Raw genomic sequence first — 15,247 nt, forward strand, 5'->3', positions numbered from 1 at the left:
TTGAACGCCAGCGACACCATCGCGTCAAACTGGTTCTGCGTCATTGGACGCTTGATAGCGCTGTTTACCGTCAACTCATACACGGCCAAATCATCAGAGAAGAATTGCTCTGCCTGATCCTGTGTGATGCGGTCACCCTGCTTCACTCCCTTGGTATGGCCCCAGCCAATCGTCCAAGGCTTACCACCAGTGCCGGGATCTGGATAGGCGATCAGACGGAGAGCTTCAAAACCCTTGATGAATTCTCTACCCTTAACGCTGGTTTTCATTGATACCTCCAAAAAACCGCTCCCAGAAGTACGTCAGCGCTACACTACCCATCGCGCCACACAAGCCAGCACCAACAAACGCCATGTTGACCGATAGACCGGACTCCATGCTGATGACGCCACCAATCAGTCCGGTGAAGCTCGACACGACTATTTGCGCAAGCGCAGCCGCCCAGCTCCACGTAGCCTTATTGCTTTTTACGTCCATGAGATACCTCACGACACCACCCCAGCCCGCAATGAGAATGAAGACTAGCCAAAGGCTGGAGAATATATGGTTGATTTCTTTATCCGGCATGGCTCCAACTACCTTTAGTGGATTGACCGGATAGCCCGGTAATAGAAATAAAAAAGGCCGCGCAAAAGCGCAGCCCAGAAACAAGAAAACCCCGCCGAAGCGAGGTTTTATTTTGGTGCCGGTCATTACATTTGTGGCACGATATCAAATTAACGATAAATATGGCCTATTTAATTAACTTTTGCAAGACCCTGCTGCGAAAATGTCGCTTTTTGTTGTGATCGTGATCTCGATAGAGAAACTAAACCCTCTCGATCCAACCTAAGGAAGACACTGCGCATGCTTGACCAATAGCCGTTGTAATTCTTGGACCAATTCGGAGCGGAAACGCCTACCAGCTCAGCCAGGTCTTGATTCTGGTATGGAGTAAGCCCTTTCATTTCAGACCGCACATCCTGCGCCGCCAACCAGATTAAAGCTCTCAGTCTGTCCATGGTTTTTGTTGCTACCTTTTGGCCGTTAAGGCTTTCTTTGAACTCCAACCATCCCCACTGGGAGATTGCAACTTGGTGTTTGAATTCCAGATCATGCGCATAGCACCAAGATAACCAGCTACGTTGATGCCCAACCAGCGGATATACAGCGCGGCGCCAAGATGTTGCTAAAAATGTTTCCGGCTCTATCAAGGCAATAGCTCCCGAACTAGGCCTCGTTTCTGTACCCGGTACCGGATTGCTATGAACAACGATCCTTGTACCGTCTGGCTCTACAATAGTGCGACGCTTACGCTTCAATCGCGTTGTGCTGATCTGTGTTGACTCAGTGAATGCCTGTAACTGCCCTTTCGTCTTCCCGCTTAGGTCAGCGGTTGCCATCATGAAGCTCTCTCTAATGTACTGCAGATATTGCTGTGTCACGATCATGCTTAAATCTCCAGGCGTCTGGCCCGCATGCCAGCTTGCCTATACTCCACACTATGAAATTGCGCCCTTGCCGATCGAGCGATCCAAAAAATCAAAAAGCACATCTATCTGGTTGCCGTATTCTTCCTCCCAGCGTGACACGTCACGATGCAATTCCAGATGGTGCTTATTGCAGAGCGGGAATGTGAATAAATCATGTGCCTTAGTCGCCCAACCTCCTTGCCCGTGGCCGATGATGTGGTGAGGATCGTCTGCCTGCTGCCCACAACAAACACAGGGCTGAGACTTAACCCACCGGGTGTATTTCTCACTTGTCCAACGCTCATGTTTGGGTATTTTCATGAATGACTTCGGGGGGGCCGGGTCGATAACTAGCGTCTTCACCGCCTTATTGGCTATCTCGGCGATTATCTGGGTAGGTGCGAGGCTAGGCGTTATGTCTGCCTCTTTCCGGGTGCCTGTTGGGATAGTTATCGGCTTGATGCGCAGTGATGCTGCTGCAACTGCCTCAGGCAACAGATCCGTCAACTCCATAACCCATGCCCACCAGCAAAGCTCCGGCAATGTCAGTTGATGGCTCTCTTCGAACATGAAGTAACTCCGCGCCCGGTACACCACGAAATCCGCTATGTTTTGCTCTGCCGTCGCGGAAAGCTCAGGCATGGTTTTATCGCGGTATAAATGCGAGTGGTGCCAGCACAACCGGATAGCACCAGAGCCATAGCGCATCGTCTCCATGTTCTTGTCGTGGTACCCATCGGCGCATTGGCTCTGGCAGTCAGGACGACGATCCAGCCAGCTCTCCAGGCTATTGATGCCACCAGCAGCGGAGAGCACACGCTCATGCAGGAAGAAGGGACGGAAGCGCGGATCACTGGCAAGCTGCTGCTCAGTGGCTGGTAGTGCACCTGATGGCAATTCCCTGAATTCTGCAGGTACTGTGGCCACCAGCACTCGATCACCGAACATCGGCAACAGTTCGGTTCCTGGCTTCAGGATTATTTGCCCCAACTCGCGTACGATGATCGGTTTCAGTATCCCTCTCATACCTGCACCTCGCTGATCCGTAGTTCTACTTTCCCGCCCTTGGTCACTGGCCCCCACTTCGCGTCGATATGCTTAATCTGACTGTCATCGAGCCACACTCCAGCCTTGGTCATCGCATCGAACAGACCCTTGAAGTAATTATCCAGATCACGTCTGGCTTTGGTCGGTGGACAGAACACTACTTCAACGGCGATATCTGCACTGATTGGTTTTGGTCGGCGGCGTAGTTGCTCAAACACCTGGGCGATAGCCTCGGTTTGAAATGCTCTGCCACGTTCACTGACCAGAGTTCTGCCGCTCAACGACCCCTTGTTCGGCGAGCGCCAGTAGCCGTTAACGCTGGGCGGGAATGGCAACGTTAAAATCATGATTTAACCTCCCCTTTTTTCTTCGCCACCAGCTTATTTCCTGCCTCAACCAAAGCCAGGTTCACATCAGCCAGCCTGAATTGTGCCGTCTTGATACGCCCCTTGCAGTTCACCTCTTCTCGTTTTAGCTTCTCCAGCCCTTCACGGTGTTGTTTGATCTCGCCGCGTAATACACGCAGCTCCCAATCCAGCTTCGTTTCGCCCTTTGCCAATGCCAGCAGGTAGTCAAATGCATCAATCACGGCACCGCACCGGCGACACGTCACTTTCCGCTCATGTTCAGAAACAGACACAGCATCGTGGGCGCAGCGCTGCGATAGCCGCTCATCTTCCTCGACAAAGTTCCGCATTTCCTTGATATCGGCGTTTTCATCGAATCGCTTGGTGAACGCTAGCACCTTGGCGCTGTTGTCTGGGTATAGGGTTTCGTCGCTCACAACACCACCTCCGCTTTTCCCGGTACCAGAAGCACGGACTTATCGCACTGATTACCCCAGGTGTGCCAGCCTTCGGTGTGATTACGGGCGAACAGCTCAATGCGCGGAACATCGCCAAGGAGATCAACCAACTTTTCGCGGAAGACCTCAGGCTTTGCGCTGTGCTCCATTCGTGGGGCCGTAATGTGTTGGCAAATCGATGCATCCAGGCGCGGTGGTAGCTTGCCCTTGACCGCAAACAGGCAGTCTTCGCTGTTGGCTCGGGTCATGTGGCCCATGCCGATCGCGCTGTTCCCTTTCACACGGTTGGTTTTGTGCCAGGTGAAGCCCTTCATGGTCATCAAGCGGAATCCCCAGGCATCGATCACCTTCAGCGCTTCCGTCGGCATCGTCGGTACCCACCACATGGCCAGTAGGCATGAATCAGCGGCCAGATCCCACACCGGTAAACGACAGATATCGGCCACCGTCATGGTCGGGTACTTGAAACCGGCACCGCGGTTGCCGTCCTTGCATTTGTCGCTGTAAGTCCACGCCGGATCGGCGTAAATCAGTGGGTATTTCATTTCAAACCCTCCGTCGCCCTTCGTACCAAATACCGGATCCCGTAGTAATCCCAGCCAAAGTGCTGGCGCTGCCAGTCTGTTAGCCATCCCTGCGAAATTGCGTATTTGCGGAAATCACCGCGCTCCTGCCAAGTACGCCGGGCCTCTCGTAACATCCACCAGCGGTACAAGCGGTGCGCCACAGCCAGCAAAGGTAAAACCTCAATGCCTGATACACACTTCATGCGGCTTGCTCCTCTACGGCTACTAGGCGGTAGAAGTACACGTACTTCCCTGACTCGCTTTTCTCTACCCGGCGTTCCTTGACCAGACCGTGGAATGGTTTACTGAATTCGCGCAGGCGGGCACTGATAGCTGGCTGTGTGTCGTACACGCCGTACATCTGCACCACCAGCAGCTCAAGGTCACGGAGTGTGCGCCACGTGGCACCGGCGGCAGCATTACGTACACGGCATACCTGGCTTTCTGGCTTATCTTTCAGGACACCTGCACGAACCAGGCGGCGGATGCCGCTGTTGATACGATCGCTTTCGAATACGTCTACCGGGATCGTTAATTTTTTCATGATGCCTCCCCCTCTCTTTTCGAGCGGATACGCGCCAGCAGCTCTTCGCCCTTGCGCTGATATTTGCCGTCCTTGTCCATCAGTTCTGATGGTGCAGGGATATGCTGCTGATGGGTGATCTGTGGTGCAGGCTGTGGGACACGTTCACCTTTAGCCAAACGCTTTGCCCAACGTCCGAGGTGCAGCTGAATTGACTTGCGGATCTCGCCGTCGGTGTAGTTGTGCTGATGCATCAGGTGGCGAACGTCGATCACGATCCAGTACATTACCGGCACTGACCAATCAAAGTCCTCAGGTCTTGCATGTAGTCCACGGTTGGTGTTGTAGCGTTTGAACTCTGCTTCGACCTCATCGACCGATGGCAAGCCAGCACTTTCAGCAGCCCCCGTCTTGCACCAACCAATGAATTTTCCGCAGCTCGGCCAAAAGTCGCTCTCCTGCTGCCGTGCCATACGCATTCCAGCTTGTAGTTGCTCAACAGAGGTGATCCCATTCTCTGCAAATGCGAGGATCCACTGACGTTTTGCTGCTGCAACTTCTGCAGTTGTGCTCAACGCGGTCTGTTTTGCAGCGGGGAAGACTTGCATCAGGTTGGTGAATAACAGATCAACCAATTTTTCGGCGTTTCCGTTGACCACTCTCGCCTGTGGCTCCGCTGGCATCATCCGCGCCAAGGCTCCACTGTCACGGTTCTGAACAGCACTCATGAATTTGTTCATAGGGTGTTCCCCCAGGCTTCAGCAGTATTCCAATGACCGCCGTTTGCCGCTGGGCTAGCGCTCAGTTTCAACGTCAGGTCATCCCACTTTTCACGTAGCTTGGATGGGCTGAGGATGTTGTTGCACCAGAACGGATCCCGGTTAGCCTTCGCAAATAACTCGCAGATTTGTTTGTGAGTATGGCCATCCTGAGTGCTCATCAGGCGGATCTCGTTTGCCCAGTCAGCCCAGTTCGGTTCTTTTGGCCTTGCCACTTCGCCATCCGTCTCAGCAGCCTGTTCGTACAGCTTGACGATGCGAGAGCGGATCCACTCGGCACACTTGAGGTCTTCTGCACTGCCCCAGATTTTTTTCTTGGCACTGAAAACGACGGCTTCCGGATGCCGAGATAAAAAAACGTCATCAGGGGAAATGTCTGGTTGCGCAGCGACCTGACAAGAAGGTTTTTTGTCTTTAGGTTCTAATGACTGGTTCTGGTGCCACGTGGTGCCACAGGGGGTGCCAGCAGGTGACACAGGGGCTGTGCTTTCTGACGACTCCCCTATGCTTTCTCCTGACACACCTGTGTTTTTTGACGCCACAGGGGCTGTGCTTTCTGGCGACACAGGGTTATGCAGGGTCAGCATGTAAATGTTTGATGTATTACCTTTTCCGTTATTGACGCCCAGCCGGTTCTCTTTAGAGAGCAGCCCCATTTTTATCAGTGCCGTGATATGAGCCTTTACAGCGCTCTTACTGCACTCGCAATGGTCAGCAATATGTTGGTAAGACGGCCAGCATTCGCCTTTATCATTGGCGTTATCAGCCATCTTAATCAGCACCAGCTTACGCAGGGGATTGCCAACCTTTATGCTCATTGCTTGAGCCATCAGGTTCATACTCATGCTGATACCTTCTTGAATTTGGTACCGAAGTCCCGGCGTGGGCACGCACAATCGTACGGATAGCCTGGGCGGCGGAAAATGACGCGCTGGTTTACTTGATCGACACCAATCACACGAACAATAACGCCGTGACTGTCACGACAATCCATTTCAAACGGCACGATTACCTCGTTTTCCATTGGATCCCCCTTTCAGGTGTTTTGGTGTGTTGAAACGGCAGTACTGCCGGGCTTGAGTAAGGCAATCGTCGTAGATACGCCCCTTCCTGCTTGCCTGGGACATTCGGCGATATAGATCGACTGCCTCCTCTGCCCCCCCTTAGCAACATCTTCTGGGAAGCCTTCGCCAACCAACTGCGTCACGACGTTCTTACGAATGAATTCGATAGGGTTCATAGGCCGCGGCTCCGGTTGAAATTAGCCATCGCGTTGTTGACTACCACCGGAGAAACTTCTTGGTAGTTGTCCACCTGGCCCGGACGCCGTACTATCTGGACATACGAAAGAGAGTGGCCGCTGAATGAGCACTTAAATTGCACTGCTGGCCTGACTCGGTTTAAACTGTTCATGCGTTAATTACTCCACACGTTTAATTGATGCACCCGACGCCCCGGACCGCATATCTGGGGCGTCAACCTTTCTGGTATTTGGATTTTTTGCTAAACAGCGCCACCACTGCCCTAACTTCTGCATCACGCGCCTGCAAGTGCTTGCGGTGAAAACGCATAATGTCGGCAGCTTCTTTCTCATCAATGACTCCATCAGCGAGCGACTCCTGAATGATCTGATCCACATGGCCACGGTGAACGGCGGTGCGGATGCTTTTGCTGAACAACTCTACCTGGTCCAATTCTTCGAGGGCTGGGTTCTCTACCACCAGCAAACCTCGACGCTGGGCGAAATATTCGGTCAGCAGGTTGGTGCCGGAGATATCTTCCATTGCTTCCAACTCCCCGATCTCGAAGAAGCGGCATCCGTTCTTCTCGTACAGGTTGTTGTTAAAAGCTGTCTCAGACATGCCCAGTGCGCCGGCCATCGCCGAACGGCCACCAGCTACCGCCTTACACATGCCTTTCACTACATCTTTCAAATTTGGCTCTACCATGTTGTTTTTCCTTTGGTAGTTAACTAGCTTTAAGGGTGGTGGTAGGATTTGCATAAATATCTGGTCGGAGTTGAGTTTTTGTAACGCCGCCACTGGTTTCCTCTTCGATTTTTTTTGCAAGGGAAAAACCAGCTTTTTTGTAACCGTTGAAAACCAGTCTCAGATAACCAGAACTGCTACCAACACGCTTTGCTAGAGCGTTTTGCTCTGCCTTAGTAAGGGTGTCCCAATATTCTTTCATTTTGTACCTCCGAGATACATTATGCATTATTTATATGAACCCGCAAGGCCCTTGTACCACGCTGGTACACATCCTTAAATGATGGGTATGAAAACTAATGAAGAAATCCGGCGTGAGAACGCCAGAAAGCTGCGTGATAGCACTGGTGGGAACAACTCCTTTGCAGTGCTTCTTGATCGTGAACCAACTCAGATCAGCAGAGTTATAGGCAAAAACCCGACGAAGAAAATCGGGGACGACCTCGCGCGCCATATTGAAAAATGCTTTTCATTACCGGAAGGCTGGCTGGATAAGGAACACCAGACAACCAATGTCACTTCAACCTCCTCCGCACCTGATGTATCTGACACAGATCTAGAAATTCATATGGTCCCTGTTATTTCCTGGGTGCAGGCCGGAGCTTGGACAGAAATTGGTTATTGTGAGGCCGATTTGAGTTTTACCGAAAGATACCCATGCCCCGTACCATGCGGGCCAATGACATACATACTTAGGGTCATCGGTGACTCTATGAGCGATGAGTACAGACCCGGTGATATGATTTTTGTTGATCCAGAAGTTCCCGCAATGCACGGCGATGACGTAATCGCCCTTCTCATTGACTCAGGAGAAACAACGTTTAAGCGGTTAGTTGAAGATGCAGGCCAAAAGTATTTAAAAGCCCTAAATAAGAATTGGCCAGAGCAGTACATCAAAATTGACGGGAACTGCTCCATTATCGGGACTGTCGTTTTCTCTGGAAAACCAAGGCGATATAGAGCCTAAATATTGCAAATTGCAAATAACCTGCTTCGGCAGGTTTTTTTACGCTTGACAATGTACCCTGTAGATACATAATGTACCAATCAGGAACGCAGTGTACGCAACGGCATGCTCACTCGGCCTTTCCCTCAGTTCTGGGAGCGGTGGAGGATCCTAACTCATGAGTGAGCATACCGATGTGGTATCCGGTGATAGACGGGCTCCCTCTCCGTCTGTGGGTTAGACTCCTTCACCACACCTTATGCGCCGCGTCGGCGGCACTGCAGCGAGAGCAAGCGCAGATATCCGACGGAGTTTTGCTGTGTGTAGTGAAGCCTTTGCGGCTGTTCTGATTTGGGTTGGTGTCAGCCGCATTTTTTTCACATATCTGGTGGCGTACTGTTCTGGGTTCCCCTTATCCCATTACACAGTATAAAGCCCCGGTGCGGTGCGCCACCTGATGTGTGAGTAATTAACGGGAGCCAGCGCTATGCGGGTGTCTGGCCTCCATTCTTAAAACCCGATTTTCTCTCTGCGAAAAGTTGCCAATTCTGGCAGGGCTTCGCTTTGCCGAAAATCAGCGTGTGGGAATTAACGTATGAGCTGGATTACCACTTTTACCGGGCGTCATTTCGACTACGCCGCGCCAACAGCAGAGAGTATTTGCATTGAGGATATCGCCCAGGCGCTGTCCCATGAGTGCCGCTTTGCCGGTCACCTGCCGAACTTCTACAGCGTGGCTCAGCATTCTGTACTGTGCAGCCAAATCGTTGCGCCAGAGTTCGCTTTTGAAGCCTTGATGCACGATGCCACCGAGGCCTATTGCAAAGATATCCCTGCCCCGCTTAAGCGTATGTTGCCGGATTACCAGCAAATTGAGGACCAACTCGACGCGGCAATCCGCCAACGCTTTGGCCTGCCACTGCAGATGGATATCGCGGTGAAATATGCCGACCTGGTGATGCTGGCCACCGAACGCCGGGATCTGGATATCGATAACGGCGAAGTGTGGCCAATGCTTGAAGGCATATTCCCAGCTGACATCGTGATTAATCCGGTTATGCCAGTACAGGCACGTGCAATGTTTGTTGCCCGGTTTAATGAGCTGACTGAGTGGGGAGTACTGTGATGATTAACACAATCACGATCGATACTGAAACCCTAGACGTTGTGCCTTCAGCGGTGCTCCTATCTATAGGCGCGTTTGCTTTCGACATTGACGACGTTCGTCAGACCCAGCAAAGCATCATCAAAGTGGCGCGTGATGGCGAACTGACAGACTTCTCAGAAAGTGCCTTCTACTGCCTGGCTGATACCTTCGATCAGTTGATGAAAGGCCGTACCGTCAGCACAGAAACCCAGGCCTTCTGGCGTAAGCAAGGTGAAGAAGCTCAGGAAGCCTTAATCGGTGACCGTGAACCTCTGCGCAAGTGTCTTGAGTTGCTGTCCTACTGGATTAAGGATCACCCTGACGCGCGGATCTTCTTCCGTGGTACCGACTTTGACGGATCGATCCTCGAAAATGCCTACCGCATGTATGCGATCGAATGTCCGTGGCACTGGGGCGGCAAACGCGATGTTCGAACCTATATCGATGCTATGACCAAAGGCACCAAAGGTTACCTGCCTAAAACCCACCAGCCATGCTTCGCGATGGTTAAGCATAACTCCCTGCATGACGCTATGAACGATGCAGAGCAGATGGCCATTGCCTATCAGCTGAATAGCCAACAGGTAGGTGCAGCATGAACGTATACGAAATGGAAGGATTCCTGCGCGGAAAGTGTCTGCCTGGTGACTTGTTGGTTGGTGAAAGCCATGCGGCATATCTGGTCAGGAAACTGAGTGAAGTATCGGCTTTGAAGGCTGATCGCGATGCGCAGCAGAAACGAGCCGATGCTCTGGCTGTGGAGAGTGTGGCGCTGAAGGATGCAATCACCACTCATAGCCAATCAACGCACTTCTGCGAACTGTGTGGGAAAGACGACCCTTGCAGCACAGACGATGTTTGCTATGCACTTAATGAAACCCCAGCCACCTCCGCCGCCCTTGCCGCTATCGAAGCGCGGGGAGTTGAGAAGTTTGCCGAGTTAAAGCTGAAGCAGCTTGCCAACATGCACCCTGATACTCACGCATTTGGCGCTACCGCTATGTCTTTACGTGCTCAGATTAACGAGTTGCAAGCTTTCGTCATCGAGCTGCGGGAGGCCAAATGAAAGAGCACCCAGTGATTTTTAACGGAGAAATGGTTCGCGCCATTCTCAGCGGACGCAAGACGCAGACGCGGCGCACATTAACCGATCGACAGTTACAACTGATCGACCTGGCATCACAGGCCGGGGAGTGCTACCCGCTTGAATCTGGCATCGACCATGCCAACAGCCAGAGCTATTACCGCGAACATTGCCCCTTCGGTCAGGTAGGCGACCGGCTGTGGGTACGGGAGACCTGGGGCGTTGTCAGCCATGATTTTGACAGTGACGGATGGATGATTGATTGGGTGCCAGACCGCCCAGCCACCGCCATTGAAGAAATGCCATTCGGCAACGGCTATTACACCGGTCACGCCATTTATGCGGCAGATGGAGCTTTTAGCTGGGGTGATGACGATGGTCACGGTGAGCGCTCTTGCTGGAAACCGTCAATTCACATGCCCCGCGCCGCCTGCCGCATCCTGCTGGACATCACTGCAGTGCGCGTCGAACAGCTGAAAGATATCAGCCAGTCCGATGCTATGGCCGAAGGTGGGCCGCCAAGCCATCCGTCAATAGATGCAGTTTCCCGCGATTACGGATTCCCTGACTTCTCTCGTTCGTGGTTCGCCCAGACGTGGCAACACATCTACGGCGAAGAAAGCTGGAGCGCTAACCCGTGGTGCTGGGTGATCGAGTTCAAGCGTGTGGGAGGTAGTGATGCCAGCAAATGACATGAAGCCCTGCCCGACCATGGGAAGCGACTGCCGAGGCTGTCCTGATTGCCCTGGAGCCAGCAGCACAGGCTTGAAGAGTGGTGACGTCACCAACAAAGCGGCGCGTAAAGAGATTGAGTCGATGGGTGAATTCGAGGAGGCCCAGCATGGCTAAGCTGACCAAATTGCAGCGAGCGGAATTGCGTCAAAAGTTCGGTGGACGGTGCGCTTACTGCGGTTGCGTGCTGCCAGAAAAAGGCTGGCACGCCGACCACGTAGAGCCGGTTATGCGCGAATCAGAGCAGGACATGGCGGCAGCGGCCAAAGGCTTATTCAAGCTGAAAGCTACCGGCAAGGTCTGGCACGAAAACCGCGATTGCATCGAGAACCTAAACCCAGCATGCGCACCTTGCAACCTGTTTAAAACGACATTCAGCCTCGAGATGTTCCGCGAGCAGATAGCAGCACAGGCAGAACGAGCGCGACAGTACAGCGTCAATTTCCGCACCGCTGAGCGCTTTGGCCTCGTTGAAGTGAAGGATATTCCCGTCGTTTTTTGGTTTGAACGGGCTGAATCCCTGGAGAAGCATCATGAGCAAGTATATGAAACATCCACATTTGCCGAAGGCAAATTTAATAACAATCAGAATCTTTAGACACAAGTGGCGTTATCACACTGTGCGGATGGCAAATGCTCGTGAATTTTTTGTACTGCGGAATATATCAATTGTTGTCCGCATGCCTTGGCTTAAAGGCCCCGCCAAGCAGTTACACCCGGAATTATTCAATAAGCCGGAGGTACGTCATGGACAATAAGCTGAGCGAACTGAGCAAGCCGGTGGCGTATTCACTGCGATTCCGGAATATGAATGGCGAGCCTGATAAAACCATCAACGCCAACACCACTTTCTCTACGCTGGAGAAAGCCAAGGCGTATGGCCTGGGGAGCCGGTATGTAACGCAAGGTGACGGCAAGATAGTTAGCGTTCGCGACCCGTCACAAGATCCAATCGTTGAGCCATTCTACTCGCAAGAGTACGTATCCACCCTGCTACAGCGCATCGCCGAACTTGAGAAAAAAGAGCGTCATACCGAAAGGCAAGACGTTATCGATGGCCTGGCTGGTGCGGGTGAAGCATGGTCTGACATTGAAGAATACATGGTTAAGTGGGATGAGGAGCGCCGCAATGGATAAAATCAGCGAACTGAAAGCAATCGCAGAGAAAGCCAAAGAATTGGGCGGCATTAACAACTACAAGAAGGGGAAGGATGCTGTTGCTGCATTCATCGCCGCTGCAAACCCTGCTGTCATTCTCGCCCTGCTGGCAGAGCTGAAAGTGAAGGATAAGCGCATCTCCGAGCTGGAAGCAAAGCTGGCTGCGCCGATTAAAATCGTGAACTACGACGAGTTCTTCATATGCCATGTGACCGGCGCTAGCGATGACTACTGCAAGGGCTGGGTTGATGGGCGCAATGCCGCCGCTCGTGATGTTGGTAAAGCGGGCTTCACAGTGGGGGATGAGTAGCTATGCCAACACATTCAGAGCTGATTAGCTTCACGCGAGACAGAAAGGAGCGCACAACGACCAGCGTCTATCACACCGAGCAGCATTCACATAATGCCAGAACGGTGGTTGAGCAGGAGCTGGTTATCAAAGGTGAAGGCATGTTCCGGCGGTATACCGCCGATATGCGCTTTGATGACTTCCCCGCCTGCGGATCTGAGCGCGAAGCGGCCCTGAAACTTGCGGACTGGATGCAGCGACTGGGAGCTGCAATTGAAGACCACTGGAGCCAACCATGACACAGAAACTAACGACTGAGGCGATGGAGCGCGAAAGCCGCTATCTGGTAATCAAATTTAAAGACGCCAGCGCAGCGCTCACAGCAGAACAGCGCATAACTTTGGCTGACATTGCTGATGCAATCACCGCATATCGGCTTGGCAGCGGTAAGCAGCCACTTGAGGCCGTTGTGGTTGAAGCTGACTGGCCTGAATACGAGCAAGTCTGGAACATGATTGAAACGCGCGTTAAGGAGGGGTTATGACAAGGGCATCAACAGAAGACCTGCGCATATTCCTGATGGAAGTCACCGATGAAATAGGCAGTGCTCACCCCGAGACTCGCGACACTAAAATCAGTGCGCGACTTCTTCGGGATATCCTGACAGAACTCCTGGCTAACAGGGAGGCGCAGCCGGTGGCTGGTGAGCTTGGCGAAATATGCGTTGGCAGACTGCCGACAATGAACCAAGAAGAATATCCCGGCCTTGGCGATTGGTGGGTGCAGCTTCGCATAGGCGCAAATCATGATGAAATCTTGGCGCGAGTTTACGGGGCAACGCCAGAAGAAGCAGTGACAAGAGCCCGAGCACTCACCGCCCCGCCAGCGCCAGCAGTGGTGAATCTTCCGACTGAATTCTACAGCGACGAAGGAATAGTGATTCAGTTGGAAAAGGTAATGGCGGCATTAGCTATAGTCGGCGTGAGATTCAAGCGCAATGTTGATGCCTGCCGCGCCGCAATGCTGGCACAACCTGTTAGCCAGTATTTCAAGTCGCAAACCAGCATCAACACGAACGATGATAGGGCTATGCGCTTGCCAGAATCGCCGGAGGGTGGGAATGGCTAAGACGGATGCAGAACGCAAAGCCGCTCAACGAGCCCGGCAGCGTAAGGGCGGGATCGTCATACGTGAGCTGCAATTGGAACCAGAGGAAGAACAGATGGCGCAGGCCCTTTTGTCAGGTCTGCGCCCTGGCCGGGAACCCTACGAATTCAACGAGGTTGTCGGGATGCTAATCCGCCGGTGCCATGCTGAGTATCAACAGACTTTAGCCCACCAGCAGAAGCGATCATGTAAGAAATGCGGCGATCAATTGCCGGTTACCGAGTGCCCTTGCGTTGGTGAGTCAGCATGCTGGCTTACCCTTGGTTGGCACGAAACCAAATTAACAGTGTGACATGTCACGATTGAATTGATGCCCGTATGCGGCGGGCTTAACGTGTGGAGATAATCATGAATACAATGTTTTTGTTGATAGCTGAATATGAAAAGTCCAATATCCCTCTATCGGAGATTGCAGAACCTTACCTCGGTCTAAAGCCATCAACCGCCGAACAGAAGGCGGCGGAAGGAAAACTCCCTATAGCGACGTTTCGTGTTGGAAATACACAGAAATCGCCGCGTTTAGTGCATGTTGAAGACCTAGCTGCGTTGATTGATCAGCGCCGCAAAGAGGCAAAAGAAGAACTGGAACGCTGCAAGTAATGTTGTGTGGGGCTCGCCCCACCAGCACCCCTATAGCACCCCATAAAAACGTAATGTATTGATTTATATACATCATAAACAAGATGTACCATCGGTTTAATTTTGTTGCTAACGATAATGAGATCCCTATGAGCTACCGCGTCATTGCCCTCGATCTGGATGGCACCTTGCTGGACACCCAAAAACGCATCTTACCGCAGTCACTGGCGGCCCTGGCTGAAGCACGTGCCGCCGGCGTCAAAGTGGTGGTGGTCACCGGTCGTCATCATGTGGCGATCCATCCGTTCTATCAGGCACTGGAGATAGACACCCCAGCAATCTGTTGCAACGGCACCTATTTGTATGACTTCCAGCAGAAAAAAGTGCTGGCTGCCGATCCGCTGGAAAAAGATCAGGCTCGGTTGGTACTGCAGATGCTAAAACAAAGCGATATTCATGGTCTGATGTACGTTGACGATGCCATGCTATATCAGGATACGAGTGGCCACGTCACCCGTTCATTAGCCTGGGCGGAAACCCTGCCACCGGCGCAACGCCCAACACTGCTGCAGGTCAACAGCCTGGCTCAAGCAGCCGATGAAGCGCAGTCCATCTGGAAGTTCGCCACCTCACATGCCGATATTCCTGCGCTGCGCAACTTCGCTGAAACAGTGGAAAAAGAACTGGGGTTGGCGTGCGAATGGTCGTGGCACGATCAGGTCGATATCGCCAAAGGCGGTAACAGCAAGGGGAAACGCCTGCAGCAGTGGGTCGAGTCACAGGGCCTGAGCATGGATCAGGTGGTGGCCTTTGGGGATAACTACAACGATCTCAGTATGCTGGAAGCGGTCGGTTTGGGTGTGGCGATGGGCAATGCCGATGATGCCATCAAACAACGTGCCGATTTGGTGATCGCCGATCACCTGCAACCCGGCATCGCCGAGGTGATCCGCACGCGTGTGCTGGGCCAGTAATGATGCCATGCC

Annotated in this window: 28 protein-coding genes; 14 read left to right on the forward strand and 14 right to left on the reverse strand. The window is 52.6% G+C overall.

Annotated elements, in window-relative coordinates; all coding sequences use genetic code 11:
• The 14 genes from JOE25_RS14095 to JOE25_RS14160 form a co-directional block, all read right to left on the reverse strand.
• A partial coding sequence (locus JOE25_RS14095; RefSeq protein ID WP_209636150.1) for a lysozyme occupies positions 1-269 on the reverse strand: 269 nt, incomplete at its 3' end.
• A complete protein-coding gene (locus tag JOE25_RS14100; protein ID WP_209636893.1) occupies positions 253-567 on the reverse strand; it encodes a phage holin family protein in 315 nt (104 codons plus the stop codon). The genes JOE25_RS14100 and JOE25_RS14095, both read right to left, overlap by 17 nt.
• A 170-nt stretch (positions 568-737) precedes the next feature.
• Entirely contained in the window at positions 738-1,430 is a 693-nt protein-coding gene (locus JOE25_RS14105) for a bacteriophage antitermination protein Q (RefSeq protein WP_245209905.1), read from the reverse strand.
• 51 nt (positions 1,431-1,481) lie between these two features.
• The gene (locus JOE25_RS14110) at positions 1,482-2,477 is read right to left on the reverse strand and encodes a DUF968 domain-containing protein (protein WP_209636152.1); all 996 of its coding nucleotides are present in this window, start codon (positions 2,475-2,477) and stop codon (positions 1,482-1,484) included.
• Positions 2,474-2,845: a RusA family crossover junction endodeoxyribonuclease gene (locus JOE25_RS14115; protein ID WP_209636154.1), complete on the reverse strand. Its 372-nt coding sequence runs from the start codon at positions 2,843-2,845 to the stop codon at positions 2,474-2,476. The genes JOE25_RS14110 and JOE25_RS14115 overlap by 4 nt, the downstream gene beginning before the upstream one ends.
• Entirely contained in the window at positions 2,842-3,282 is a 441-nt protein-coding gene (locus tag JOE25_RS14120) for a hypothetical protein (protein ID WP_209636156.1), read from the reverse strand. Before JOE25_RS14120 ends, JOE25_RS14115 begins: the two co-directional genes overlap by 4 nt.
• Positions 3,279-3,848, reverse strand: a complete 570-nt coding sequence (locus JOE25_RS14125; RefSeq protein WP_209636158.1) for an MT-A70 family methyltransferase — start codon at positions 3,846-3,848, stop codon at positions 3,279-3,281. The genes JOE25_RS14120 and JOE25_RS14125 overlap by 4 nt, the downstream gene beginning before the upstream one ends.
• Complete coding sequence (locus JOE25_RS14130; RefSeq protein ID WP_209636161.1) at positions 3,845-4,072, reverse strand: hypothetical protein; 228 nt, start codon at positions 4,070-4,072, stop codon at positions 3,845-3,847. The genes JOE25_RS14125 and JOE25_RS14130 overlap by 4 nt, the downstream gene beginning before the upstream one ends.
• Positions 4,069-4,413, reverse strand: a complete 345-nt coding sequence (locus JOE25_RS14135) for a hypothetical protein (protein WP_129543837.1) — start codon at positions 4,411-4,413, stop codon at positions 4,069-4,071. Before JOE25_RS14135 ends, JOE25_RS14130 begins: the two co-directional genes overlap by 4 nt.
• On the reverse strand, positions 4,410-5,132 hold the full coding sequence (locus tag JOE25_RS14140) for a replication protein P (protein ID WP_209636163.1): 723 nt from the start codon (positions 5,130-5,132) through the stop codon (positions 4,410-4,412). The genes JOE25_RS14135 and JOE25_RS14140 overlap by 4 nt, the downstream gene beginning before the upstream one ends.
• On the reverse strand, positions 5,129-6,016 hold the full coding sequence (locus JOE25_RS14145) for a helix-turn-helix domain-containing protein (RefSeq protein WP_209636165.1): 888 nt from the start codon (positions 6,014-6,016) through the stop codon (positions 5,129-5,131). Before JOE25_RS14145 ends, JOE25_RS14140 begins: the two co-directional genes overlap by 4 nt.
• The gene (locus JOE25_RS14150; protein WP_209636167.1) at positions 6,013-6,195 is read right to left on the reverse strand and encodes a DUF4222 domain-containing protein; all 183 of its coding nucleotides are present in this window, start codon (positions 6,193-6,195) and stop codon (positions 6,013-6,015) included. The genes JOE25_RS14145 and JOE25_RS14150 overlap by 4 nt, the downstream gene beginning before the upstream one ends.
• Before the next feature lie 451 nt (positions 6,196-6,646).
• Positions 6,647-7,120, reverse strand: coding sequence for a YmfL family putative regulatory protein (locus JOE25_RS14155; protein ID WP_209636169.1), 474 nt, complete (start codon positions 7,118-7,120; stop codon positions 6,647-6,649).
• Positions 7,121-7,139: 19 nt separating this feature from the next.
• On the reverse strand, positions 7,140-7,361 hold the full coding sequence (locus JOE25_RS14160; protein WP_209636171.1) for a YdaS family helix-turn-helix protein: 222 nt from the start codon (positions 7,359-7,361) through the stop codon (positions 7,140-7,142).
• Between the two features lie 87 nt (positions 7,362-7,448).
• Between JOE25_RS14160 and JOE25_RS14165 the strand changes: the two genes are divergently transcribed.
• The 14 genes from JOE25_RS14165 to JOE25_RS14230 all read left to right on the forward strand — a co-directional run bounded on the left by JOE25_RS14165 (position 7,449) and on the right by JOE25_RS14230 (position 15,235).
• Positions 7,449-8,126, forward strand: a complete 678-nt coding sequence (locus JOE25_RS14165) for a LexA family transcriptional regulator (protein ID WP_209636173.1) — start codon at positions 7,449-7,451, stop codon at positions 8,124-8,126.
• Between the two features lie 574 nt (positions 8,127-8,700).
• Positions 8,701-9,231 carry an HD family hydrolase gene (locus JOE25_RS14170; protein ID WP_209636175.1) on the forward strand — a complete coding sequence of 177 codons (531 nt, stop codon included), beginning with the start codon at positions 8,701-8,703 and terminating at the stop codon, positions 9,229-9,231.
• Positions 9,231-9,851, forward strand: a complete 621-nt coding sequence (locus JOE25_RS14175; protein ID WP_209636177.1) for a 3'-5' exonuclease — start codon at positions 9,231-9,233, stop codon at positions 9,849-9,851. Before JOE25_RS14170 ends, JOE25_RS14175 begins: the two co-directional genes overlap by 1 nt.
• Entirely contained in the window at positions 9,848-10,318 is a 471-nt protein-coding gene (locus JOE25_RS14180; protein ID WP_209636179.1) for a hypothetical protein, read from the forward strand. The genes JOE25_RS14175 and JOE25_RS14180 overlap by 4 nt, the downstream gene beginning before the upstream one ends.
• Positions 10,315-11,028, forward strand: coding sequence for a hypothetical protein (locus JOE25_RS14185; RefSeq protein WP_209636181.1), 714 nt, complete (start codon positions 10,315-10,317; stop codon positions 11,026-11,028). Before JOE25_RS14180 ends, JOE25_RS14185 begins: the two co-directional genes overlap by 4 nt.
• 149 nt (positions 11,029-11,177) lie before the next feature.
• Positions 11,178-11,666: an HNH endonuclease signature motif containing protein gene (locus JOE25_RS14190; protein ID WP_245209907.1), complete on the forward strand. Its 489-nt coding sequence runs from the start codon at positions 11,178-11,180 to the stop codon at positions 11,664-11,666.
• Positions 11,667-11,815: 149 nt separating this feature from the next.
• Entirely contained in the window at positions 11,816-12,205 is a 390-nt protein-coding gene (locus tag JOE25_RS14195; protein ID WP_209636183.1) for a hypothetical protein, read from the forward strand.
• Positions 12,198-12,536, forward strand: coding sequence for an ead/Ea22-like family protein (locus JOE25_RS14200; RefSeq protein WP_245209908.1), 339 nt, complete (start codon positions 12,198-12,200; stop codon positions 12,534-12,536). Before JOE25_RS14195 ends, JOE25_RS14200 begins: the two co-directional genes overlap by 8 nt.
• Before the next feature lie 2 nt (positions 12,537-12,538).
• Positions 12,539-12,814: a hypothetical protein gene (locus JOE25_RS14205; protein ID WP_209636185.1), complete on the forward strand. Its 276-nt coding sequence runs from the start codon at positions 12,539-12,541 to the stop codon at positions 12,812-12,814.
• The gene (locus JOE25_RS14210) at positions 12,811-13,059 is read left to right on the forward strand and encodes a hypothetical protein (RefSeq protein WP_209636187.1); all 249 of its coding nucleotides are present in this window, start codon (positions 12,811-12,813) and stop codon (positions 13,057-13,059) included. Before JOE25_RS14205 ends, JOE25_RS14210 begins: the two co-directional genes overlap by 4 nt.
• A complete protein-coding gene (locus JOE25_RS14215) occupies positions 13,056-13,643 on the forward strand; it encodes a hypothetical protein (RefSeq protein ID WP_209636933.1) in 588 nt (195 codons plus the stop codon). Before JOE25_RS14210 ends, JOE25_RS14215 begins: the two co-directional genes overlap by 4 nt.
• Positions 13,636-13,974 (forward strand): hypothetical protein, encoded by a 339-nt coding sequence (locus tag JOE25_RS14220; RefSeq protein WP_209636189.1) that lies wholly within the window; start codon positions 13,636-13,638, stop codon positions 13,972-13,974. The genes JOE25_RS14215 and JOE25_RS14220 overlap by 8 nt, the downstream gene beginning before the upstream one ends.
• 56 nt (positions 13,975-14,030) lie before the next feature.
• Positions 14,031-14,282 (forward strand): pyocin activator PrtN family protein, encoded by a 252-nt coding sequence (locus JOE25_RS14225; protein WP_209636190.1) that lies wholly within the window; start codon positions 14,031-14,033, stop codon positions 14,280-14,282.
• Between the two features lie 128 nt (positions 14,283-14,410).
• On the forward strand, positions 14,411-15,235 hold the full coding sequence (locus JOE25_RS14230; protein ID WP_209636192.1) for a pyridoxal phosphatase: 825 nt from the start codon (positions 14,411-14,413) through the stop codon (positions 15,233-15,235).
• Positions 15,236-15,247: the final 12 nt, after the last annotated feature.

Source organism: Serratia sp. PL17, assembly GCF_017832355.1.
In the GTDB taxonomy this organism is placed as follows: Bacteria; Pseudomonadota; Gammaproteobacteria; order Enterobacterales; family Enterobacteriaceae; genus Serratia.